The sequence below is a fragment of the Sulfitobacter sp. SH22 genome, assembly GCF_965641905.1.
GTDB lineage: Bacteria > Pseudomonadota > Alphaproteobacteria > Rhodobacterales > Rhodobacteraceae > Sulfitobacter.
Window position 1 is genome coordinate 2525807 of record NZ_OZ282573.1, and the last position, 22502, is coordinate 2548308.

Annotated in this window: 18 protein-coding genes; 5 read left to right on the forward strand and 13 right to left on the reverse strand. The window is 58.5% G+C overall.

Translation table 11 applies throughout. The features are described 5' to 3' along the window. Nucleotides 1–317: 317 nt before the first annotated feature. The gene (locus ACSQ13_RS14455) at nucleotides 318–1079 is read right to left on the reverse strand and encodes an SDR family NAD(P)-dependent oxidoreductase (protein ID WP_295512396.1); all 762 of its coding nucleotides are present in this window, start codon (nucleotides 1077–1079) and stop codon (nucleotides 318–320) included. A gap of 220 nt (nucleotides 1080–1299) precedes the next feature. On the opposite strand from ACSQ13_RS14455, the gene ACSQ13_RS14460 reads away from it, so the two are divergent. The 3 genes from ACSQ13_RS14460 to ACSQ13_RS14470 all read left to right on the forward strand — a co-directional run bounded on the left by ACSQ13_RS14460 (nucleotide 1300) and on the right by ACSQ13_RS14470 (nucleotide 4882). Next, nucleotides 1300–2541 carry a cytochrome P450 gene (locus ACSQ13_RS14460; RefSeq protein WP_295512397.1) on the forward strand — a complete coding sequence of 414 codons (1242 nt, stop codon included), beginning with the start codon at nucleotides 1300–1302 and terminating at the stop codon, nucleotides 2539–2541. 96 nt (nucleotides 2542–2637) lie between these two features. Then, a complete protein-coding gene (locus ACSQ13_RS14465; RefSeq protein ID WP_295512398.1) occupies nucleotides 2638–3630 on the forward strand; it encodes a zinc-dependent alcohol dehydrogenase family protein in 993 nt (330 codons plus the stop codon). Then, a complete protein-coding gene (locus ACSQ13_RS14470; protein ID WP_295512399.1) occupies nucleotides 3623–4882 on the forward strand; it encodes a thiolase family protein in 1260 nt (419 codons plus the stop codon). The genes ACSQ13_RS14465 and ACSQ13_RS14470 overlap by 8 nt, the downstream gene beginning before the upstream one ends. Before the next feature lie 7 nt (nucleotides 4883–4889). Here ACSQ13_RS14470 and ACSQ13_RS14475 read toward each other — a convergent pair whose 3' ends face one another. Next, nucleotides 4890–5693 (reverse strand): enoyl-CoA hydratase/isomerase family protein, encoded by an 804-nt coding sequence (locus ACSQ13_RS14475; RefSeq protein WP_295512400.1) that lies wholly within the window; start codon nucleotides 5691–5693, stop codon nucleotides 4890–4892. Nucleotides 5694–5829: 136 nt separating this feature from the next. Here ACSQ13_RS14475 and ACSQ13_RS14480 point away from each other — a divergent pair, with 136 nt between their 5' ends. Beyond that, entirely contained in the window at nucleotides 5830–6471 is a 642-nt protein-coding gene (locus ACSQ13_RS14480) for a TetR/AcrR family transcriptional regulator (protein WP_295512401.1), read from the forward strand. Between the two features lie 9 nt (nucleotides 6472–6480). Here ACSQ13_RS14480 and ACSQ13_RS14485 read toward each other — a convergent pair whose 3' ends face one another. The 11 genes from ACSQ13_RS14485 to ACSQ13_RS14535 all read right to left on the reverse strand — a co-directional run bounded on the left by ACSQ13_RS14485 (nucleotide 6481) and on the right by ACSQ13_RS14535 (nucleotide 21198). Beyond that, nucleotides 6481–8040, reverse strand: a complete 1560-nt coding sequence (locus tag ACSQ13_RS14485) for a class I adenylate-forming enzyme family protein (RefSeq protein ID WP_295512402.1) — start codon at nucleotides 8038–8040, stop codon at nucleotides 6481–6483. A 719-nt stretch (nucleotides 8041–8759) separates the two neighbouring features. Further along, entirely contained in the window at nucleotides 8760–10934 is a 2175-nt protein-coding gene (locus ACSQ13_RS14490; protein WP_295512403.1) for an AAA family ATPase, read from the reverse strand. A gap of 281 nt (nucleotides 10935–11215) precedes the next feature. Then, nucleotides 11216–12277: an aldo/keto reductase gene (locus tag ACSQ13_RS14495; protein ID WP_295512405.1), complete on the reverse strand. Its 1062-nt coding sequence runs from the start codon at nucleotides 12275–12277 to the stop codon at nucleotides 11216–11218. 501 nt (nucleotides 12278–12778) lie between these two features. Then, on the reverse strand, nucleotides 12779–13132 hold the full coding sequence (locus ACSQ13_RS14500) for a cupin domain-containing protein (protein ID WP_295512406.1): 354 nt from the start codon (nucleotides 13130–13132) through the stop codon (nucleotides 12779–12781). Nucleotides 13133–13152: 20 nt separating this feature from the next. Beyond that, complete coding sequence (locus ACSQ13_RS14505) at nucleotides 13153–14262, reverse strand: mandelate racemase/muconate lactonizing enzyme family protein (RefSeq protein ID WP_295512408.1); 1110 nt, start codon at nucleotides 14260–14262, stop codon at nucleotides 13153–13155. Between the two features lie 6 nt (nucleotides 14263–14268). Further along, a complete protein-coding gene (locus ACSQ13_RS14510) occupies nucleotides 14269–15870 on the reverse strand; it encodes a GMC family oxidoreductase (protein WP_295512409.1) in 1602 nt (533 codons plus the stop codon). A 4-nt stretch (nucleotides 15871–15874) separates the two neighbouring features. Further along, complete coding sequence (locus ACSQ13_RS14515; protein WP_295512411.1) at nucleotides 15875–16693, reverse strand: ABC transporter permease; 819 nt, start codon at nucleotides 16691–16693, stop codon at nucleotides 15875–15877. After that, on the reverse strand, nucleotides 16693–17577 hold the full coding sequence (locus ACSQ13_RS14520; protein WP_295512412.1) for an ABC transporter permease: 885 nt from the start codon (nucleotides 17575–17577) through the stop codon (nucleotides 16693–16695). The genes ACSQ13_RS14515 and ACSQ13_RS14520 overlap by 1 nt, the downstream gene beginning before the upstream one ends. Further along, a complete protein-coding gene (locus ACSQ13_RS14525; RefSeq protein WP_295512413.1) occupies nucleotides 17578–18663 on the reverse strand; it encodes an ABC transporter ATP-binding protein in 1086 nt (361 codons plus the stop codon). A gap of 67 nt (nucleotides 18664–18730) precedes the next feature. Next, nucleotides 18731–19771, reverse strand: a complete 1041-nt coding sequence (locus ACSQ13_RS14530; RefSeq protein WP_295512416.1) for an ABC transporter substrate-binding protein — start codon at nucleotides 19769–19771, stop codon at nucleotides 18731–18733. Nucleotides 19772–19821: 50 nt separating this feature from the next. After that, the gene (locus tag ACSQ13_RS14535) at nucleotides 19822–21198 is read right to left on the reverse strand and encodes an NAD(P)/FAD-dependent oxidoreductase (RefSeq protein WP_295512418.1); all 1377 of its coding nucleotides are present in this window, start codon (nucleotides 21196–21198) and stop codon (nucleotides 19822–19824) included. Nucleotides 21199–21321: 123 nt separating this feature from the next. Between ACSQ13_RS14535 and ACSQ13_RS14540 the strand changes: the two genes are divergently transcribed. Beyond that, the gene (locus tag ACSQ13_RS14540; RefSeq protein ID WP_295512420.1) at nucleotides 21322–22224 is read left to right on the forward strand and encodes a LysR family transcriptional regulator; all 903 of its coding nucleotides are present in this window, start codon (nucleotides 21322–21324) and stop codon (nucleotides 22222–22224) included. Nucleotides 22225–22502: the final 278 nt, after the last annotated feature.

Below are 22502 nucleotides of genomic sequence, written 5' to 3' on the forward strand. Positions count from 1 at the left end.
ACGCCTATACGAGCGATGGAGCGATATTGCCGAGATACAGGGCATCCCCGGTTCGCCAAATCGACTATGATTCTCTTCTCAGGGCCCCACTTTTGCACTCCAGTAGACCTGTCATAGTCTCGGAAGTAGCGAATTCTCCTGAATATCTGCTGTAGGCTGCTGCTATCCGACACGCCCTGCCCTCCCATATATTGTCCAAAGCGGTCAGCGAGGCGCATCGGGCCCATAAGGTACGATCTGCTGCCAAACAAAGATCCCTACGCGATCGGAGATGTCGAGAGCGTGGACGGAGATACCGCGTCGTTCCATTTCAAAATTCATTTCGGTGCCATCCTGATTGACCCGTCAAGGCGGATCGTCTCGCCGTTCAGCATTGGATTGGTGATAATCGACCCTACAAGTTGCGCAAATTCCGCAGGATCGCCAAGTCGGCTCGGGAAAGGAACCTGCGCGCCGAGCGATGCGCGGATTTCGTCCGACAAAGTTTCCAACATAGGCGTCAAGAACAAGCCGGGTGCCACCGTCATCACCCGTATACCATAGCGCGCCAATTCGCGCGCTATCGGCAGCGTCATTCCCACGACACCGCCCTTGGATGCGGAATAGGCCGCCTGCCCGATCTGTCCGTCAAATGCAGCGACAGAGGCAGTGTTCACAATGACCCCCCGCTCCTCTCCGCGCGGCTCGTCTTTATGGAGGGCTGCGGCAAATTTAGACAGCACATTGAAGGTGCCCGACAAATTTACGTTGAGAACAGAATTGAACGTCTCGAGCGACGCAGCCAGCCCGTCCCGCCCGATCACTTTCGCGGCGGGGCCGATCCCCGCGCAGTTGACCAGTATGCGCGCCGTGCCTTGCTGGCTTCGGGCCTCCGCGATCGCGTTCTCGACGCTGAGCGCATCTGTGACATCAACCTTGAAGAACGTCCCGTTCACGGCCTTGGCTTTCGCTGTGCCCTGTTCTTCGTTCATGTCAAAGATTGCGACTTTGGCCCCGGACTGCGCAAGCATATCAACGGTCGCGCCGCCCAGCCCCGAAGCGCCGCCGGTCACAATGGCGCTTTGCTCGTCTATCTTCATTTTCAATTCCTCATTGGACCGATCACCCATCTGCAAACCTTGTTTAAAACACAGCAACGGACGGTCCGGCTCCCGTTGATGGCTGCTTCCCTAATCGTTCCGCAACCCGCCCGTTCAACGCCAGATCGCAAACGCGCTTGAAATCTCGAAAGCAGCAGCGTACACCTTCAATATCAAACGAACGTTTGGTTGATGTCAATATTGATCGAGAGGTTTGCTCATGTCAGAAGCACCGCGCACCGAGGATCTCGTATACGACCCCACCGACCCGGCGGTGATGGCCGATCCTTTCCCGACCTACGCGCGGTTGCGCGAAGAAGACCCTGTGCATTGGAGCCCATCGCTCAAATCGTGGATCGTCACCCGCTACACGGACGTCCGCGACCTGCTTCTTTCCGATACGCTGTCGGTCAATCGGCTTCTGAAATTCTATGAATCACTGCCCCCAGCAGATGCGATGCTGCTGAAAGACATCATCCGTTATCTTAACCTCTGGCTGGCGTTCCGCGACCCCCCGGATCATACTCGTGTGCGCCGCATCATGCGCCATGCCTTTACGACTGATGCCATCGCCGAGATGCGGCCCAAAATTGCCGAAATCAGCGACCTTCTACTGGATCGGCTCGAGGCTTCGGGCACCAAGGACATCGATCTGATCCGAGAGTATGCTCTGCAACTACCCGCTTTCGTCATCATGGATCTGCTTGATGTACCGCGCGACATGCTAGACGAGTTCAAGGAATGGTCCGACGATATGGCCGTCTTCATCGGTGGAGCGCGCAATTCCGATGACAAATACGAACGTGCGGCGCGTGGCTGCCGCCATATGTCTGCCTATTTCCGCCAGCTGATTGAAGAACGTGCAGCCAACCCGAAACCCGGCTTCCTGATGGACCTCATCAATGCGCGCGATGAGGGTGATAAACTCAGCGACGACGAGCTGGTGGCCACGTGTATCCTCATTCTATTTGCGGGCCATGAGACCACCACCAACCTCATTGGCAACGCGGCCTTGCTGCTGCTGCGCAACCCCGAACAGCTGTCTAGCCTGCGTGTCTCGCCCGAATTGGTAGACAGCATGATTGAAGAAGTCTTGCGCTTCGACGGCCCGACCAATGGCCTGGTCAGGGTCGTGGCCAAGGAACACGAACTGCACGGACGCACGTTGCGTGAGGGCGAGAGGGTTTTCGTAATGGTCAATTCAGCCAACCGCGATCCACGGATGTTCGAGGACGCCGAAACCTTCGATATTACCCGCAAACAAAACCGCCATCTGACTTTCGGACAGGGAATTCACTTGTGCCTCGGTGCCAAGCTTGCCCGCGAAGAAGGGCGCATTGCCGTGAGCAAATTGTTCGAACGCTTTCCTGATCTGTCACTGGACAATGAAAACCCGCCGGAGTGGTTGGACGCGATGGTGCCCCGCGGCACGCGCCGTTTGCCGGTAAAACTTGGCGGCTGATCTCACGTGGTTCGACGGGGTCGGCGTTTGCAAGCCTCATAGGGCAGAACTTGGACACCAAAATCCGATGCGGAATCATGGCAAGGAACTTAGACTATGAAACGTGCGATCTTCCACCAGCATGGCGATCCCGTTGATGTGATCGAGGTGATCGAAGAACCCGATCCTCAGCCCGGACCAAATGAAGTCCGTGTGCGCAATCGAGTGATGACGATCAATCCGGCCGACCTGCTTTCGATCGAAGGGAGCTATGGTGCCGAGCCGCTCGCATTGCCGGCAACACCCGGTGTCGGGGCTTGGGGTGTCGTGGACGCAATCGGCGACTTGGTAACGCGACTGGCGGTCGGTGATGCGGTCCTGCCTGTAGGCAACGGGTTTTGGTCCGATACGCTGATTTTGCACGAACGCATGGCCCCCAAAGCACCCGAAGGAGCAGATCCGCAGCAGGCCGCATTGATGCGCGCCAATCCCGGAACCGCTTATCTGTTGCTCACGGATATGGTGGCGCTGTCACCCGGAGACTGGATCGTTCAGAATGCCGCAAATTCCAACGTGGGACGGATGGTGATCCGATTTGCCCGCGAAATGGGGCTACATACGATCAATATTGTCCGGCGCGAGGATATAGTTGATGCGCTGAAACAGGACGGCGCGGATGTCGTCATTGTGGACCAAGGGGAAGTCGATCTTGCCGAGGCCATTCGCGGCGCGGCAAAGGCACGGCCGAAACTCGCTCTGGACGCGATTGGCGGTGAGGCTACCGGCGCACTGGCGAAAGCTGTCGAGGACCGCGCGACGGTCGTCGTCTACGGATTGCTCTCGGGCGAGGACCACCGGATCGCGGCGCGAGATACCGTGTTTCGTGACGTGCGGCTGCGCGGGTTTTGGCTGTTCGACTGGTATCGCACCACAACGCCGGAAAAGATGCGCGATTTGCACGGCTTTCTCGAACGCAAGCTGGCGGAAGGCGTGCTTCATACCGAGATCGACGCCACCTACCCGCTCGAGCGGATCGAAGAGGCGCTCGCCCATGCGGCGCGCGGGGGACGCAACGGTAAAATTCTACTGACAGGAGATACAAATGCGTGATGTATATGTGCTGGCGACTTCGTGTACTGCCTTCGGCAAAAGACCCGACGATAGCTTCAAAGACCTGACGCGGGAGGCCTATCTCGATGTTCTGACCGACGCGGGCTGGGAGAATGGAGATGCCATCGAACAGGCTTGGTTCGGGAATTGCGGTATGGGCACATTCGGACAGCGCAACATCCGCGGGCAAGTCTGCTTTACGCCGCTTGTGAAGGAGAAGCTCTTTCCAGAACGTGTACCGATGATCAACGTCGAAGGCGGCTGTGCAACAGCTTCGATGGCGTTTCACGGCGCTTGGAAAGATGTGGCCTCGGGCGATATGGAAGCCTCGCTCGCCATTGGCGTCGAAAAGACCTTCGTGCAGAACGCCCCGGCCCGGACGCTGGAGATTTTCGAAGGCGGCATCGATCAGATGAACCCTGAGGAATGGCACTCTTATTATAAGGAACGCGGCATTGAAGCGGGAAAGCCGTTTGATCCGAATGCCGCCGGCGGAACCGTCTTCATGGATACCTATGCGATGCAGGCCGCGTGGCACATGAAGACTTACGGCACCACGCAGCACCAGATCGCCGTGGCCGCGTCAAAGAACCACTGGCACGGATCGATGAATCCGAAGGCGCAATACCGCTTTGAAGTTCCCGTAGCAGAAGCACTGGCTGACCGTGAAGTCTCTTGGCCGATCACGCGCTCCATGGCTGCGCCCATCGGGGATGGCGCCGCCGCCGCGATTCTTGTGTCCGAAGAACTTCTGGCCCAGCAGCCACCGGAGATCCGGGCGCGCGCGATCAAGGTCCGCGCCTCGGTGCTGACAGGCGGCAAGTATCGCGCTCCCAAGGAACCGGGGTTGAGCCATGTGGCCGCACAGAAAGCGTACGCCAAATCCGGCCTTTCCGCGTCTGATGTCGATCTAGTTGAACTACACGATGCGACATCTTTCTGCGAAATCTTTCAGCTGGAAATGCTCGGCTTCGCAGAAGCTGGCAAAGGCGGCGCGCTGATTGAAAGCGGAGCGACGAAACTCGGTGGCCGCCTGCCTGTGAACCTCTCCGGTGGGCTCGTCTCCAAGGGGCACCCCGTAGGGGCTACGGGCCTGTCGATGATCCACGAACTCGGACTTCAGCTGCGTGGCGAAGCCGGCGCACGGCAGACTGATAGCCCAAAGATCGCACTTGCCGAAAACGGTGGAGGGGTGATCGGCTTTGACGAAGCGGCCTGTTCGGTGATCCTGTTGGAAGCCCCTTCTTCTTGAGCCGAGTTCAGGGAGTGTCTGTGATCCGGCGCTGCCCTGAAGCCCCCTCTTCCAGCAGGCGCACCGCGTCATCCTGTACCATCAGATCGCAGAAGAGGGTCCGCTCATCCGCCATGCCTTCGGGGCGCGGGCTGTGAGCCTGCCGGACCAGGCGTTTGATATGTGCTGCGGCGAGCGCGGGTTTCTGAGCTAACCGATTTGCCAAAGCGTCCGCAGCAGCGCGGACATCAGGCACCGCATCCATCGCGATGCCGTATTCGCACATTTGCGCCGGGCTCAATGTGTCGCCAGTCAGGGTCATCTGCAAAGCGCGAGACTGCCCGACGATCTGCGGCAGCCGCTGGGTCCCGCCCGCGCCCGGTAGGATACCAAGGTTTATTTCAGGCAGGCCAAAGCAATACGCACCGTCTTGCACCAGCCGCAAATCACAGGCCAGCGCCAGTTCAAAACCGCCCCCCATCGCAGTTCCATTCAGAGCAGCAATAAAAATGACTTCGCTGCTTTCCATCAACCGCATCGCTTTGTGTATTGGGCTTTCGGGCACAGGGCGGTCGGGCGAGAAGACCATCCCCCTTTTCGCCATCGCCGCCGCTTTGGGCGCAAGGACCTTGAGGTCATAGTGCCGGATGAAAACATCCGGTTGCCCCCCGATCAAAACGCAAACGCGAAGTTGCGGAGTGGCGCAGATGGTTTCAACCGCGTAAAGCAGATCGGCTTCCATGGCCTCATCCATGAAGCCTTGGTCCGGATTGGTGAATACGATCTGACCGGCGGGGCCGGAGATCGTAAATGTCGCTGAACCCTTGGTCATCTGTCCCTCTTGCTTTACTTTGCCATACGGTAGATAACCGCTTCTCGATACACAAACAAACAATTGGTAGAAATTGGAATTTTTCGCTGCTGTTGCGCATTCGGTAGCATTCTGAGCCAAAACGGAGTTCAATCGGATGTCATCTGAACCCACTCATTCGAGCAAGGATATGGCGGAAGCCGCACCCAAGGACCATATCCCCAAAATTGGCAGACCCCGCCGCAATAACAAGCGCGAAGTAGTGTTGAAAAAAGCCGCAGAATTGATTGCCAGACAGGGTTTTGACGGCACTTCGATGCGCGACATTGCAGCGGCAGTGAACATGCTACCCGGTTCGCTCTACTACCACTTCCCTTCCAAGGAGGAGATGCTGCTGGCCATCCACGAACGGGTGGTTGGCGACATGACCGCAGAAGTCCAGCGAGCGATCGACAAAGGCAGCGATCCTTGGGACCGGCTCGAACGTGCCGCTGTAGCGCATCTGAAAGGCCTGCTCGGCTCCGGTAATCTAGTGTCTATTATCTCCCCAAACTTTGCCGAAGACCGCGAGGCCGTCAACGAGCAACTCAAGGCGCAGCGTCGCTCCTATGAGCAAATCTTCCGCGACCTCTTTGCGGATCTCGACATCACGCCGGGAACCGAGCGCGGACTCCTACGGCTACAGCTGCTTGGTGCGTTGAACTGGGTTCCGGTCTGGTACAAGGCCGACCAGAAAATGTCCCCTGCGAAGATCGCGAAGACCTTTGTTCGTTCCATTCGCAAAGAGGCGCAGACCTAAAGCGCGCAGCTAAGCCTCCGCGCCCTTCCAATAGGGCGCGCGCAAGTCCTTCTTGACGACCTTTCCCAGAGCGTTGCGTGGAAAATCATCCCGTAATTCCACGCCAATAAGCCGTTGCGTCTTGGCGAGCCGGGCATTGCACCATTCCCGTATCGCCTCCGGGTCGGCACCGGAAGATGCTCTAGGCACGACCAACGCGAGGCAGCTTTCGCCCCATTTATCATGTGGAACGCCAATTACCGTTACATCTTTGACATCAGGGTGTTGCCCGACAATCGTTTCGACATCGCTCGGAAAGACATTGAAGCCCCCCGAGATGATCATGTCTTTCTTGCGGTCGAGGATTTTGAGGAAACCGTCCTCGTCCAACATACCGATATCACCAGAGCGGATGAATGTCCGGCCTCGGGCATCGCGCCAAATCAGTTCGGCCGTCTGCTCAGTCTGGTTATGGTACTGCCTCATGATACCAGCACCATAGCCTGCGATCTCTCCGGCCTGACCATTGGGCAGTTCCCGACCTTCGTCATCGAGAATGCACACCTCGAATCCGATCACCGGCGTGCCGACGGTATCAAACTTTTCCGCGTGCTGATGTGGGCGCAAGATTGAGGCAAAGCCTTCCGAGAAGCCATAAAGCTCGAACAGGCCGGAAGAAATACGTTCCATCACCTGCTGTTTGGTATTGCGTCTCAGGGGAGAGCCGGCCGAGAGCACAGTCTGTAAGCTCGACAGATCAGCCTTTTCCAACTCGGGGCGTTCCAGCACCATGATGTACTGAGATGGCACCATGAATGTATGCGTGATCCGTTCGCTTTCGACGATATCGAGAAAACCCACTGCGTCGAAGGACGGCATCACATGCAGCGTCCCGCCTGCAAACAGGATCGGCAGCATCATCAGCCAAGTGCCGTTGGAGTACAGCGGCGTCGTGACCAGCGCACGGCTGTTTGTGTTAAAGCCCATCTCGACCGCATTCGAGAATGCCCAATGCAAGCGGGCCCGGTGGGTCTGTACGATCCCTTTCGGCAGTCCAGTAGTGCCAGAGGAGTAGATGATATTGAATGGATCTGTCAGGTCGTGGTTGATATCGGGTGCGGCTGCCGCATCGCTGCTCAGGATCGCCGCGATCGGATGCCACCCCTCCGCCTCGAAGCAATGGGATATCCAGGTTTCTATGCCATCCAAATGGGTGCGCAGGGGCTCAACTCTTTCGCGGAAAGCATCAGATACGAAGGCACAAACGGCTCCGCAATCTTTCAATAATCCGCAAAGCTGCTCGCTGGTCAGCAACCCCGAAAGCGGCACCACACAGGCACCGGCCCGAACGGCCCCAAAGACCGCCTCCAAGGTCTCGATTGAGTTGCCCATCATCACCGCGACCTTGTCGCCTTTGCGAACACCGCTCGCAATTAAATGATGCGCGACCCTGTTGATATTTGCCGAAAAATCACCCCACGTCTGCGTCTCATCTCCGCAGACAATCGCGGTCTTCGTGGGGTAATGCCGCGCATGGGTGGCAAAAAGATCGGGAAGATAGACCTGCGGGTCGTCGAGCGTATCCATCATGTTGTAATCCTTTCATCGCACCACATGCTGCCATCGGGCCCATATTTCAGCGGCTCTGGCTCCGGAACGCTAGCCTACATCGCAGTTTAAGAAAACAGTTGATTGTTAGATTTTTAACCAAAATGAAATCGTGAGGTTATTGATCAAGACCCTTTTATGGAGATAGCCCGCCCGGCGCATCTCGGACGAAAAGCACCCTGCTGCAAAAACACTGACTTCGCACGCTCCCGGCTTGTTAAGGGCTCATGCGGCAAGCCTCTCCGCAGCCGGCCCAAGTCAATGCCTCAGCAGAGGTCGCGTTCCCGTGTCGAACGAGTTTTGCGATCTGGATGGCTCTGTTGCGCAAATCAGCTGACAAACGGTTCTCCCTTTTCCCCAGGCGGATTTATCCCAAGGCTTCCGTGACAGGGATGCCAAGGGCGGTTTAGCCTTTCAGGATCGCAACGCGTAGGGGCTTTCTCCCGGTCTCTCATGGCAGCACCAATCCGATTGATGGCGACACAGAATTGGCCACCAAGGGACCTGCAGTCTGAAGGTTAGACCAATGACCGAAAAACATTGATGAGCGGGTGAAACTCAACACGTCGCGAAACACGGGTGGCGCTAGACTGCGACCGATGATCCGCAACGATGAGGCGTACTCTGGGGAATAACTAGGTGAAGATATCGGGTCAACCACCAGGGCTTGCGTGACACTTATCAACTTACTTACATCCATTTCAGTCAGCTCCCCTGCTGTCATTCCGATTTTTAAGGGAGAGTTCAGTATCAGGGCCAGGTTCATCGGCTTCGTATGGGTGCCGAGGCCGAGTCGGTATCAAGCAATCTCCATCGACAACGAGGAGCGAAACATTGCAAAGATGTCTGCTAAGGCTGTCTCCGTACAGAATGCGCCGCGACACCAGATCTTCCGCCATGTTTATCAGAAGCTGGCGGTTCGCCTCAAGGACCCGAGTGGCAGCGCGTTCCGCGTTGCTCAGCAAGTCCACAATTTCAGGCAGGTTTCCGTTCATTGCTTCTTCAAAGGCTCGCTTGCTCCCGATCTCGCCAAACCAGACGGGCCCGCAGTCTCCCAGTCCAAACGACGCGATCAGATCAACGGCTGTGCCCGTCGCCCGAGCGATGTCGCTCTCAAACCCTCCACCCGACCCAGCCCCTGCATCATTGAAGAATAACAGCTCCGCAGCCCGACCAGCCAGGTTAACCATCATCTTGCGCTGCAGAACGGCTCGCGTCACCAGTTCGTCCTGTTTGCTCATGTTGCAGACTCCGCCCTTGGCTCCGATCTTGACGAAACCGATCTCGTAGGTCCCCAACGCTGTTCCAACGATCGCGTGGCCGCATTCATGGACGGCAAGCCGGAACCAGTCCTCGGTTGTATAGTTCGGAAGATCGCCCTCGAGCACCTCCAACAGATCCTCGGTTGCCATCGGTCGTCGTTCCCGCCGGGCAAAAACTTTGGCGGCTCGAATTGCAGCTGCACAATCGGCACCTGTTTTGCCCAACGCAGCAGCTGCACAAGCTTTGAGATCAATTTGGTCTGCGTGGCTCCCGAGATGCTGCCCCAAGATCTGCTCCAGATCCTGCAACGACGGCATGGTGATCCACAAAATGGTGTCGAAACGACCGGATCGGCGGATTGCAGGATCAAGCTGTTCGATATTGTTGCATGCCCCCATGACAACGACACCGTCCCGTCCGGCCACGCCGTCCAGCTTTTCGAGCAAGGCCGTGATCGCTTTGACGTCATAAGAGTCATTGCGACCGGACCCGCTCTTGCCAACGCGTGTGTGGAAAGCGTCGAGCTCGTCCAGAAAAATGACGGAAGGGCTTAGCCGCGTCGCTTCATCAAAGCTGTTTTTCATAGCCATCAAAAAGTGAGACAGACTGCCTGCTTGCTGCCAATCATTGTAGCTGGTTGCAATGAAGTGGATACCGGATGACCCTGCGATCGCCCGCGCGAGCTCGGTTTTACCTGTGCCTGGCGGACCAACAAGAAGCAGGCCTCTGGGAACATCGGCCCAATCAATAGCGCCAGATTTCCAGTCTCGCAGGGCCGCAACAATGTCCAGCGCTGCTTGTTTTGCGGCACCCAACCCAACCATCTCTTCTAGGGGCACCACAGAGAGCTGTGGTGGTTCTTCAACCTCAACGACGGACGCGGCTTCAACGCGTCGACGCAGAGCTACAAGGGCATGCTCGACTTTGTGGGTCCGAAAACACAGAGCAATCTCTGCGACGGGTAAGAGCGCCAATTCATCCTTCGTCGGCAAATGATCGTACAGCCCATCAATGGCTTTTTGATCCATATCGGGGAACTTCATGGCCGCCAAACAGGCCAGGAGGTCACGATCCACGGACTCCAGCCGCAACTCGCGGCAGGGAAGTTGACGCACAAGGTCTGGTAATTCAGCGTCAAGATCGGTCACAAACAAAAGCGGATCGGAACCGTCAGCCAATTCCTCCAGCAGCTCGATATCCAGCCTGCGATACGTGCCGTCGCCCGAGCTGAGCTGGTATAGGCGTAAGCCGCCCTTCCGGGAATATCGGTCGAAGTTCTTGACCTCAACACCGTTGGGAGCGAGCCCCTTCAGCGCCCACTTCAAGTTCTCATATCTAACACTGGTGCGCACCACGGTTACTGAGTTTCGTCCGAAAATCTCAGATTCGCCCCCCTGAGCTAACCCTCGGCACAGCATCAGGAGTGCGATCAACTCTCCTGGTGTCAGCGCGCTCTCAGACAGCCGGGCAAAATGGATTGGATGAAACGTGCCTTCCAGCGCCTCAATCCTCGAAGCCAACACGGCATCTGGACTGGCTTCGACCAAGGAGAGACACGCCTCAAAGGCTCTTTGTTGCCAGACGGTCTTGGTTGGATCATTATTATCGTGCATGCTTCTTCTCCGGGTATGCAGCAACGGTCGCGGAATCCGCGGTGTTGCAGCGTTTATATTTTTGAATTGTTCCCGCCTTCGGCCAATGGAACGTAAGCAGAACATACAGCGATCAAAACACTGGCTGTCTACATCTAAGTTCATGGCAACGTTGCGAAAAACAGAGTTCTCGATTTTCGAGCAAGCCGACCCAGCCATAGCTGGCAAAGCTCATCGGTGCTTTTGAACCGATTTTTCGCAAGCAGTATCATTGGAAATTAATTGCCAGAGCGACTGAGATTTCAGGAAGTTTTGAGGATCAGATACTGAGCGAGCGCCTTCGCGCTCCCAAATCGATTCGCGTCACGCAGAAAGGATGAACGGCCCGCTTCATGCGGGAGATGTTGTCCTTGCGTAAAAGCCTCGCCCGAGCGTAATTCACAACGCTCTCGCCCCGGGCCTGTATGACCCGGCCGGTCTGCTTCATCCCGGGCGCTACAATCCTGCCAACCAGCTAAGCGGATTTCCAGCGGCACAGGCTGCGGCGGAAGCGGGGCCAACGCATCAATACGATCCAGCGTCGACGGAGAAAGTTGCACCTGCGCAGCAGCGGCCAGGTCGTCAAGATGCTCGATCCTGCTCGACTTCGGAATGGGCACCGCCAGACCGCGAGTCATGTGCCAAGCGAGGACAAGCTGTGCCACGGTGAGGTTCTCCTCCCGGGCTATGGCCGCAATGCCGGGAATTTTCGTGGTCGGGCCGATTTCCAGCGGGGAGTAGGCCACGGCCGTGATGCCCTGCTCTGCCATAAATGGAAACAGATCCAACTCCACGCCGCGATGGGGGATGTTGTGCATCACCTGATTGACGCTGACGAGGTCACCCATCCCCGCATCCATGATCTGCCGCAGCCCCTCCGTATCGAAATTGCTGATCCCGAAGGCGCGGATCTTTTCCTGATCCAGAAGGAGGCGCGCGTCTTCCAGCGTCTCTTCGAACGGAACCGACCCCGGCCAGTGCAGCAGATAGAGGTCTATGTGATCGGTCCGCAATCGCTTCAGCGACTGTTCACAAGCGGCAATCATGTCGTTTTTCGCAGCGTTCCACGGATAGACCTTGGAGGTCAGGAACAGCCCATCCCGGTCCTGCCCTGCAAAGGCGCGCCCCAGGATCTCTTCGGCACCGCCCTCGCCGTACATTTCGGCCGTGTCGAAATGGGTAAAGCCGAGATCGCGGGCATGACGCAGGGCGCCGACCTCGTTTTTCGCAGACTGCGGGTTTTCGCCCATGTGCCATGTGCCGATCCCGATCTTGGGCATGGTCACGCCTTGGGTGTTTTTCAGCGTCACGGTGTCGATCTGCATGGCGGCCCCTTTCGAAAGTGTCTCTGTTCAAACCGGCGGCGCCCCGTGCCGTTCCCTCAGCTCCACATCTCTCGCATGCTGGCTGCGACGTTGATCGGCGCGGGACGCGGGGCGCTGCCGTGTTGCACCGGGGACCAGTGGTGTTGATTTTCGCATGGGATTGACCCAATTTTCCATTTGGGGCTGCCCCCTCCAAAACATAATAATCTCTTGAAAAATAAGCTGAATTCTTTATATAAATGAGTCACGGCGTTTCGGAAAGCTGGGTCAATTCGTCGTGAAATTCAACAGTTCGGTGATCTCTTGCGAAAATGAACTTTGGTTTACAAGCCACGGCGGAACAGCAAGCAGAACGATCGCGCAAACTTTTAATGGCAACCAAGTTGGCTAAGCTATCTTGCGCAGGCGAAGTCTATCACATGCCACGTTGATGCAACTTCCTCTACGCCGAACCTGAAAACTGGAACCCCCGCCGACTATCTGGATCACAGTTGGATAGGATTAACCACCGATGACGTAAAGCTTGCGCATGCGTTCGTGGATGGTCCATTCCCCCTTCCAGCCTTTCGGGAGTATCAGCAAGTCGCCAGGGCCGATCTCGCGGGGGTTCGAACCGTCCTGATTTTGCACGGTCGCCCGACCGGCGATGATATGGCAATATTCGCCTGCCGCCGTGCGGTCTGCGGTGAATTGGCCCGGCGTGCATTCCCAGACGCCGATGTTGGTCTGCCCGTCCTCTGATGCCCACAGATTGACGGCCGCTTCGGTCTGGCCCGGAGTCAGCGTGGTCGGTTTCGGGGCGAAGTCACCCACCTCGACCGCGGAAAGATTGGGAAAACTGTTCAGATCGATCATCGTCATGGTTCCTTTATCACTCAAAGCTGGTCGGCACTGGATACGCTGTAGTGGGCGCGGGCCAGCCAGTCGGGGCAAACTTCGATCCCCCAGCCGGGGGCGTCTGTCACGATGGCTTGCCCGTCGTCAATGCGGTAGGGGTCTGTTGTAAACAGCCCGCCCTGCCAGGGATAGTAATCGGCCCCCTCGATCGAAAACTCCAAGTACTTTCCGGCGTTGGGAATTGCCCGCAAAAGGTGCATCGTGAACAGCGTGACCAGCGACAGGTTCGCACAATGCGGAGTAACCGGCAGCTTCGCGGCCTCCGCCATGCGGGCGACGCGCAGGGTCCGCGCGATCCCGCCAAGATAGAGAATATCAGGCTGCACGATGTCAACGGCGCGCATGTCGATCATGCGCTTCCAGATCGTCAGATCGCAATCCTGTTCGCCCCCGGTCACATCAATATCCAGCGTGTCGGTCACCTGCTTTGTCTGCTCCAGATCCCAATAGGGGCAAGGCTCCTCGAAATGACTGAAGCCGTTCTGTTCCAGCATCCGCCCGATCTTGATGGCACGGTCGGGGGAATAGCAACTGTTGGCGTCGATCAGCAGAGTGGCCGTGTCGCCCATCTCGCGGTGCATGGTGGTAATGATCTCTTCGGTCCGGCCCGGCCATTCATCGCGGTTGCGTCCCACTTCGGCGCCTGCCCGGACCTTAAACGCGTCAAAACCGTGTTGGTCCCGCAGCCGCTTCATCCGCTCCGCCTCGTCTGCAGGTGTAATGTCACGCTTCATCGAACTGGCATAGGCGCGGATCGGGCCGGGCGTCCCGCCGAGAAGTTCGGCTACGGATTTACCCGCCTGCCGCCCTCGCAGATCCCAGACCGCCGTGTCGAAACCGGCCATAGCGCGGCGCAGGTAGGATCCCGGAAACTTGTGCTCGCGTTCGGTGACGAAATCGAGCAGGTCGTCCAGATCGCGCGTGTCCCGGTTCAGAACCCAACGCGCGACCTGCCGGTGCAGAACCTGGCATGTGAGGTCAGAATTGTAAGTTGACACCTGCCCCCAACCAATGCTGCCGTCTTCGGCAGTGATGCGTACGAAGCCTACGTATTTGGTGTCGAAAGTCTCGATCCGGGTGATCTTCATCCTGCTTTATCCTTGCGTCATCAAGTCATATGCACGCTCGCCCACCATGACGGCGGCGGCGTTTGTGTTGCCCGTCGGGATGGTCGGAAAGATCGCGGCATCCGCCACGCGCAATCCGGCGATCCCGTGAACCCGCAGATGCGGGTCCACGACAGAGATTGCTGCATCCGTGCCCATCCGGCAGGTGCCGCATTGGTGAAAGACGGTGCCAGCCCGGTCGCGCACGAATTCAAGGATATCCGCATCGCTCTGGTAGCCCGGTCCGGGTTCAAGCTCGCTCTCTATCAGGCCTTCTAGCGCGGGCATGGACGCAATGCGCCGGATCTCGCGCACTCCGCGCACCATCAGGTCGCAGTCATGTGCGCTGGTCAGGTAGCCCCCGCGCAATGCGGGCGGCGCGAAGGGGTCGTTACTGGTCAGGCCGACACTGCCCCGGCTGGTGGGTTTGCAGGGGTTGAAGCCCATGCGCATCGCGGGAAAGGCATCCGGACTCATCAGTGGGCGTTTGCCCTTGGGCGCGGTCGAATAGCTGAGTGGCGAAAAATAAAGCTGGGTGTCGGGCACGCCTGCACCCTTGGCCAGCCGCGTGAACCCGCCACCCTGATTGAGGCTCATCGCCAGAGGCCCCTTCTGCATCGTGACATATTGCATCCCTGCCCAGGCTTTGCCCCACCAGGGGCGCAAGGTCTGGTTCAGACTGGGCCTGCGGGTTCTGTACAGCAGATCATAGCCCAGGTGGTCCATCAGGTTCGCCCCCACATGCGGGGCGTCCAGCACGACATCAATCCCATGCTCGCGCAGATGCGCCGCAGGCCCGATCCCCGACAACATCAGAAGCTGTGGTGAATTGAGCGCCCCGCCGCACAGGATTACCTCCCTGGCCAAGGCTTTTTCGCTGCGCCCCTTCTTCACGTATTCGACCCCGGTCGCGCGCTGCCCCTCAAGCAGGATGCGCGTCGTCATGGCGGCGGTTTCGATCCGGAAGTTTGACAGGTGGCAGGCGCGGCGCAGGTAGGCCTGCGCCGTCGATGCACGACGTCCACCTGCGGTCGAGATCTGGTAGAACCCCGCGCCGTTCATGTCGGCACCGTTGTAGTCCGCGTTGGTGGGGATGCCCGCCTCTGCGGCAGCGGCGATACAGGCATGGGTCAGCGCGTGCATCTGCGCGCTCATGTCCGTGACGGATAATGGCCCGTCACCACCGCGCTCGGGGCTTTGCGCACCCGACCAGCGTTCGATCCGCCGGAAGACCGGGGCCACGTCCTTCCAGCTCCAGCCGGGGGCGAGCGCGCCCCATTCGTCGAAATCGGCGGGATGACCACGAACCCAGACCATCGCGTTGATCGCGGACGATCCGCCAAGAACCTTGCCACGCGGCCAATAGACCTGACGGCCGTTCAGCCCCGGTTCGGGTTCGGTCGTATATTTCCAGTTGAACCGCGCGTCGTGGAACACCTTGCCATATCCCAGCGGAATATTGACCCAAGGGTGTTTGCCCGCGCCGCCCGCCTCCAGCAGAAGCACGCGCCACCCGGCCTCGGCCAGCCGCGTTGCGAGCGGGGCGCCGGCAGAGCCGGCACCGACGATGATGTAATCATATCGTTCCATGATGTCAGGTTTTGCCCCGTCCGAATATCGCCACCAGCACCATCATCAGCGTCGTGATCAGGATCATGATCGTCGAAATCGCGGCAATCGTGGGGTCGATCTGGTCGCGCAGGGCATTGAACATGTTGCGCGTCAGGGTCGGATTGTCGCCGCCCGAAATAAACATTGCGATCACCACCTCGTCGAAAGAGGCAAGGAACGACAGCAGCATCGACGTCACCACCGCGAAGCGGATTTGCGGCAGTGTGATCGTCAGGAAGGCGCGCCATCGCGGCGCACCAAGGGACCGCGCCGCCTGTTCAAGATTCATGTCGAACCCCTGCAAAGCAGACCCCGTCACAATAACCACCAGCGGAATCGCCAACAGCGAATGCGCCAGCACCAGCCCGGTGATCGTATAAAGGATCTGAAGCTTCACGTAGGCATAGAAGGCACCCACCGCGATCAGCACCACCGGCACCATCATCGGCGTGATCAGCAAGACAAAGGCGGCGCGGATATAGGGCAGCCTGGAGGCGTGAAGCGCATAGGCGGCCAGCACCCCGATCGGTGTCGCCACCAGCATGGTCAGCACGGCCGTTTTTAGCGATGTCGCCGTCGCCTGCATCCATTCGGCCGATCCAAAATAGTTTCTGTACCATCGCAACGACCAGGTTTCGGGGGGGAATTCGAGATATTGCGAGTCCGAGAAGGACATCGGGATCACGATCAGCGTCGGCAGGACCAGCAGCATCATGATGATCGCGGCGAACGCATACAGCCACAGGCGTTGGCCATGCGTCACCTGTGTTTCGGACGCCGGGGATTTAAGCCAGTTCAACATCAGTGACCTCCCCCCGCCATCTGCTCCAGCCGGGTGAACCGCGACGCGATCCACAAGACGATGACGGTCAGAACCAGAAGCACGACACCGAGCGAGCTGGCGGCCCCCCAGTTCACGAAAAGCTCGATATTCGAGACGATTTTCATCGACACCATGATGACGCGCCCGCCACCGAGGACCGCAGGCGTGACGAAAAAGCCTAGACACAGCACGAAGACCATCAGCGAACCCGCGAACAGGCCCGGCGTGGACAGCGGGAAAAAGACCGTCCAAAACGCGCGGCGCGGGCTGGCGCCAAGGTTCGACGCAGCCTTGAGGTAATCCTTGTCGATCGCACGCATCGCGCCATAGACGGGCAGGATCAGAAAAGGCAGCATGATGTGTACCATGCCGATTAGCGTACCGGTCATGTTGTGTACGAATTTCAGCGGTTCGTCCCAAAGTCCGAGGCTGATGGCCCATTGGTTCACCAAACCCTGTTTCTGCAACAGGACCAGCCATGCGTAGGTGCGTACCAAAAGCGAGGTCCAGAAGGGAAGCAGCACCGTCACCAGACACAGGTTGGCCCAGCGTGTTGGCAGCTGTGATATAAAATAGGCCAGCGGATAACCGATAACGATGCACAGCACCGTGGTCAGGATACTGACCTGAAAGGTGGTCACAAATATCCGCAGATAGGATTTGCGCGACACCATCCGCTCGTAATTCTCAAGCGAGAAATTCCCGTCGGCCCCGACAAAAGACACGTAGAACAGCCAGCCCACCGGGATCACCAGAACGACCAGAACCAGAAGAATTGCGGGCGATGCCAGGCCGAACAGTTTCCACCGTTCCAGCCGTTCGTCCCGGCGCAGGTCTGCAGCATGAAGATCTGTCGCGGCCATCTACCTGTCCCCATCCGCGATGACGACCGTATCCGCCTTGTGCAGTCCCAGTTTAACCGCATCTCCCACCTGTGGCAGCTTGCCGAAGGTCCCTTCGCGGATCGCGCCGCGCACGGCAATTTCGCTGCCGTCCGGCAGGCGCGCATATAGCAGATAGCTTTCGCCCTGATAAACCAGCTCGGTCACCTTGGCGTCGAAGATATTGGTATCGTCGGGCAAATCGCCAGTCTGCAACCGGACACGTTCTGGCCGCACCATCAACAACAGGTCGTTCCCCTCAGGCAGCGCACCTTCCATCTGCAGCTTAGCACCGACAAAGCTGACACCCGCACCCTCGCGTGCCACGGGAAGGAATGACGAATCCCCGATGAAATCGGCGACGAACTTGTTGGCGGGCCGGTCGTACAATTGCTGGGGCTCGGCAAGCTGCATGATGCGGCCGTGGTTCACCACCGCGATCCTGTCCGACATCGTCAGCGCCTCGCGCTGGTCGTGCGTAACGTAGACGGTCGTCATGCCCAACTGTTCATGCAAATGCCGCAGCTCGATCTGCATTCGGTCGCGCAGCTTTTTGTCCAGCGCGCTGAGCGGTTCGTCCATCAGCAGGATGCGGGGCTCGAACACAATGGACCGCGCCAGGGCCACCCGCTGTTTCTGGCCCCCCGACAGCTGGTCGATCCCACGATCTCCGTAACCGGCAAGCTGCACAAGTTCCAGCGCCCTGTCGATCCGGTCTCGAGCCTCAGCCTTGGGCACATTGCGCAGTTTCAGCGGATAGCCCACATTGCCCGCCACGGTCATGTGCGGAAACAGCGCGTAATTCTGGAACACCATGCCGACGCCGCGCAGGTGGGGCGGCGTGCGGATCATCTCGTCATCGCCAAACTTGAGACTGCCGCAATCCGGGCGCGTGAAACCGGCGAGGACCATGAGCAACGTCGTCTTACCCGACCCAGACGGGCCCAGAAGGGTGAGAAACTCGCCGCTCTTCACATTGAGCGACACGCTGTCCAAGGCATGGACCGAGCCATAGGTCTTGGTCACGTCGCGGACGGTGATTGGCAAGGCGCCGGTTTTCGCTGTCAATTCTTCACTCCCTCAACTGCAGATGTCAGGAGGCCGGCAGAAACCGGCCCCCGATGGCCGCGTGGACTTATTCCGTCAGCATTTCCTGGTACATTTCCGCCGCGATGATTTCCCACTTGGCATACCATTCCAGCGAGATCGGAAGCTGCATCGTCATGTTCGCAGGTGAAGAAGGGAGGCCAGCCGCCGCTTGTTCGGTGATTTCGCCTGTCTCGTAAGCCGCGCCGTTGGTCGGCCCGTAGGTGATGAACTTGGGGAGATCATCTTGGTACTCGGCCTTGGAGATTTCAGCGATGAACGACATTGCCAAGTCCTTGTTCGGCGCGCCCTTCGGGATCGCGAAGCAATCGTAGTCAAGCAGCCCCTGATCGAAGTTATAGGAAACTGCGGCACCATCTGCGGCGGCATTGTCAAAACGGCCGTTCCAGCCCGTGGTCATGTCGACTTCGCCGTCCTTCATCAGCTGCGCATGCTGCGCACCCGAGGTCCAGAAAACCGCAATGTTTGGCTTTAGCTCGCGGATCTTGTCCAAGGCGCGTTCAATGCCTTCTTCGCTGTCCAACTCGGTATAAACGTCCTCCGGGGCGACACCCAGCGCCATCATCGCAGGCTCAAGCGCGCCTGCAACCGTGCCACGATAACCGCGCGAACCGGGGAACTTCTCCGTGTCAAAGAAATCGGCCCAACCACGGGGCCCGTTGTCGCCATAGGTCTTGGTGCTGTAGGCGGGCACCACCGAAAAGACATCTCCCCCGACGCAATATTCACTGTAGAAGGCATCGGGAAAGCGGCTGACGTCGATCACGTCGTAGTCGAGCGGTTCCAGCAGACCTTCCGCGCCGGCGCGCGCCGCCGATCCCGAGCCGCTGGTCACGACATCAAGCGTTACTTGCCCCGATGTAACCTGCAAACGGACATCCGACATCCCGCCGTAGGATTCCTGTTTCACTGTAACGCCGGTCGCGGCTTCGTATGGTTCAAAGAGCGCTTTGCTCTGTGCATCCTGATAGGACCCACCCCAGCTTGCGACGGTCAGCGACTTGTCTTGTGCCAGTGCTGTTGTGGCCAATAGGCTTGCGGCAATTGTAAGTGTAATCTTGTGGTTCATATCGTACTCCTCTGTTGGTTGCTGGCCCCGGTTTTCCGGTGACCTGTTGATTATATCTGTGCCGGTTCCGCCCGATCCCGCGCGCCCTGCCCTGCCCTTTTGCGTTGCTGGCCGTCCCGCCAGCGATACCAGGCGACCGCCGCAGGCAGGAACCAAGGCCGTCCCGTGTAAAAAGGCCGCGTCGGAAAAGGCAGATCGTCAAAGGCCGTGCGCCCCTCGGCCAGTCCCAGCACCTTCTGACCCATGCGCATGCCAAGGTAGGATGACATCGCAACGCCCGACCCGCAGTATCCCATCGCGTAATGCACGCCGTCATGGGTGCCGGTGTGGGCCAGCTCGTCAAAGGTATAGGCGACGGTGCCGCTCCAGCTATGGCTGATCCGGGCGCTGCGCAATTCGGGAAAGATCTGGCACATCGCGTTGTGCAGCCGCGGGCCGCTGACCGCAGGATCGGTTTCCCCGGCGGACACACGCCCGCCGAACAGCACGCGCCTGCGGTCGGGCGAGGTTCGATAGTAATAAATGACCTTGCAGGTGTCGGTCACAACCCGGCCTGTAGGGAACAGACGGTCGATCAGGGCCAAGTCCAGCGGTTCGGTCGCGATAACATAGCTGCCGATCGGGATGACCCTGCGTTGATGCCAAGGGGTCGCACCACCAGTATAGCCGTTGGTCGCAACGATCACTTCCCGCGCCCGCACCAAGCCTTTCGATGTGCGCACCTCGTGCCCCTGCAAACCGGACGCAATATCCAGCACCCGGGTCTGCGCCAGAACCTGCGCACCGGCATTCAGCGCAGTTTGCAGCAATCCCCGCATATATTGCGCCGGGTCCAGCGCGCCATGTGCCGCAAAGACGGCGGCCCCATGATAGGCATCCGTCCCCAGTTCAGACCGCTGTTCCGCGCGGGAAATCACTTCGACATCGGTGTTCTCGGTGCGCCGCAGCAGGTCAGCCTCGCGGGCCAGCACCTCATAGGCTTGCGGTGTATGCGCCGCGTGAACCCGCCCGGACCGCTGGAAATCACAGGTTATGTCTTCGGCAGTGATACGATCCTCGATCCACTGAAGCGCCGCATCTCCCTCCGCACGAATGGCCTCTGCCCTCTTCGCGCCGTGGCGCGATGTCAGCTTGGCCAGGGACGGCTTGATGCCCGTCCCAACCTGTCCCCCATTCCGCGAACTGCACCCCCAGCCAGGGGTCTCGGCGTCTACCACCAACGTGCTGCGCCCGCCGCGCGCAGTTTCTATCGCCGCGTTCAGACCGGTGTAACCAGAACCGACAATCAGGACATCCACCGTTGGCGGCAGGTCGACCTGCGGCACATCGGGCGGCGACAACCCGTCCAGCCAATAGGACGTGTCCGACCAATCCTGCGTCCACAGACTTGGATCGCGGTCTTCGGCATTTCGCCCACCCTTGTTCATGTGGCTCGTACTCCCGTTGAACCCAGATTTTCATCGAGACTAGGAGGCACTCTTGGATTTAGCAATTTAATGTGTGTAATAATATATTTCGATTTATTTATACAAAAAGGGGGCGTTCCATCCATGTCTCTGAAGTTGCGACATCTCGAAGTCTTCAATGCAGTGTTCGAAACCGGGTCGATCAGCAACGCCGCGCTGCGCCTGAACCTGACCCAGCCCGCGGTCAGCATCGCGCTTGGCAATCTGGAAGACGAACTTGGTTTTCGGCTCTTTCACCGCAAGCGCGGGTTTTTCGCCCCGACGGGCGAGGCGCTGCAATTGCGCGGCGAGGTCACGCAGGGCTTGATGGCGCTTGGCCGGATCGAAAAGCGCGCCGACGAAATTCGGCGCGGATCGGCCCGGGGTCTCAGTCTTGCGACTAACGGTGCCCTGTCGATGAATTTCCTGCCGCGCGTCATCACCGAATTTCAGGTCCTGCACCCCGGAACGCCGATTGAACTGCGGGTTCATTCTTCGCGGCAGATCGCAGATTGGACAGCCAGTGGCCAGATCGACATCGGCCTGATCGACTCCCCTGTACCGGTCGCCGGGTTGAAGTCCTCAACCTTCGCGATGGAATGTGTGTGCATCATGCGCCAGGACGATAAACTGGCCAGCCGCGATGTCATCACTCCCGCTTGCCTGGCCGACCGCGAGATGATCGGAATCAACGGCGACCATGCGCTGGACCGCCAGTTGAACCAGATGATGTTTGAGGCCGGCTTGCCGCTGCATTATCGTGCGTTCAGCTATTATTATGCCATCGCGCGCAACATGGTGGCCGTCGGCGGGGGGCTGGCGATCATTGATCCGATCAATGCGAAGGCAGACCTGAGCGATGGCGTGATCTGGCGTCCCTTTGCCCCGCTCATCCTGCACGAGACCGTGATGATCTCGTCCAGGGATCATCCAGCCGCAGACATCCGGGAGCAGATGCAAGATTTCATTCAGCAGAGAATCGCGCCCTTCACCTTGCCAGGGGGGTGACCCCGACGTTGTTCAATTTCCGCAGACACGCTTCACCTCTTCGCATTAAACAAAGCGGACTTGTGCTCTGCAGGCATCGTCATGTTATTGGCTTGTCTGGCAACGCAAGTCAGGGCGCTAGATCTTAAGGAGCCTGCAACTCAAACGTGATGTCCCCTAAATCCAGTGGCCATCGCCATCGGTCTGGCGATTTGAATCCTCCCATGCTCTTTTCTGGCCTTTGGGTCGGCCTGTGTTATTTGAGAGGTTCAGAAGAATTCAGCTTTCCAAGTGATCTT

Coding starts and splice junctions, on each gene's coding strand:
- ACSQ13_RS14490 (WP_295512403.1), bottom strand. CDS start 10,934: ATGCACGATAATAATGATCCAACCAAGACCGTCTGGCAACAAAGAGCC.
- ACSQ13_RS14535 (WP_295512418.1), bottom strand. CDS start 21,198: ATGAACAAGGGTGGGCGAAATGCCGAAGACCGCGATCCAAGTCTGTGG.
- ACSQ13_RS14460 (WP_295512397.1), top strand. CDS start 1,300: ATGTCAGAAGCACCGCGCACCGAGGATCTCGTATACGACCCCACCGAC.
- ACSQ13_RS14480 (WP_295512401.1), top strand. CDS start 5,830: ATGTCATCTGAACCCACTCATTCGAGCAAGGATATGGCGGAAGCCGCA.
- ACSQ13_RS14455 (WP_295512396.1), bottom strand. CDS start 1,079: ATGAAGATAGACGAGCAAAGCGCCATTGTGACCGGCGGCGCTTCGGGG.
- ACSQ13_RS14485 (WP_295512402.1), bottom strand. CDS start 8,040: ATGATGGATACGCTCGACGACCCGCAGGTCTATCTTCCCGATCTTTTT.
- ACSQ13_RS14515 (WP_295512411.1), bottom strand. CDS start 16,693: ATGTTGAACTGGCTTAAATCCCCGGCGTCCGAAACACAGGTGACGCAT.
- ACSQ13_RS14520 (WP_295512412.1), bottom strand. CDS start 17,577: ATGGCCGCGACAGATCTTCATGCTGCAGACCTGCGCCGGGACGAACGG.
- ACSQ13_RS14510 (WP_295512409.1), bottom strand. CDS start 15,870: ATGGAACGATATGATTACATCATCGTCGGTGCCGGCTCTGCCGGCGCC.
- ACSQ13_RS14495 (WP_295512405.1), bottom strand. CDS start 12,277: ATGCAGATCGACACCGTGACGCTGAAAAACACCCAAGGCGTGACCATG.
- ACSQ13_RS14470 (WP_295512399.1), top strand. CDS start 3,623: ATGCGTGATGTATATGTGCTGGCGACTTCGTGTACTGCCTTCGGCAAA.
- ACSQ13_RS14475 (WP_295512400.1), bottom strand. CDS start 5,693: ATGACCAAGGGTTCAGCGACATTTACGATCTCCGGCCCCGCCGGTCAG.
- ACSQ13_RS14530 (WP_295512416.1), bottom strand. CDS start 19,771: ATGAACCACAAGATTACACTTACAATTGCCGCAAGCCTATTGGCCACA.
- ACSQ13_RS14465 (WP_295512398.1), top strand. CDS start 2,638: ATGAAACGTGCGATCTTCCACCAGCATGGCGATCCCGTTGATGTGATC.
- ACSQ13_RS14540 (WP_295512420.1), top strand. CDS start 21,322: ATGTCTCTGAAGTTGCGACATCTCGAAGTCTTCAATGCAGTGTTCGAA.
- ACSQ13_RS14500 (WP_295512406.1), bottom strand. CDS start 13,132: ATGATCGATCTGAACAGTTTTCCCAATCTTTCCGCGGTCGAGGTGGGT.
- ACSQ13_RS14505 (WP_295512408.1), bottom strand. CDS start 14,262: ATGAAGATCACCCGGATCGAGACTTTCGACACCAAATACGTAGGCTTC.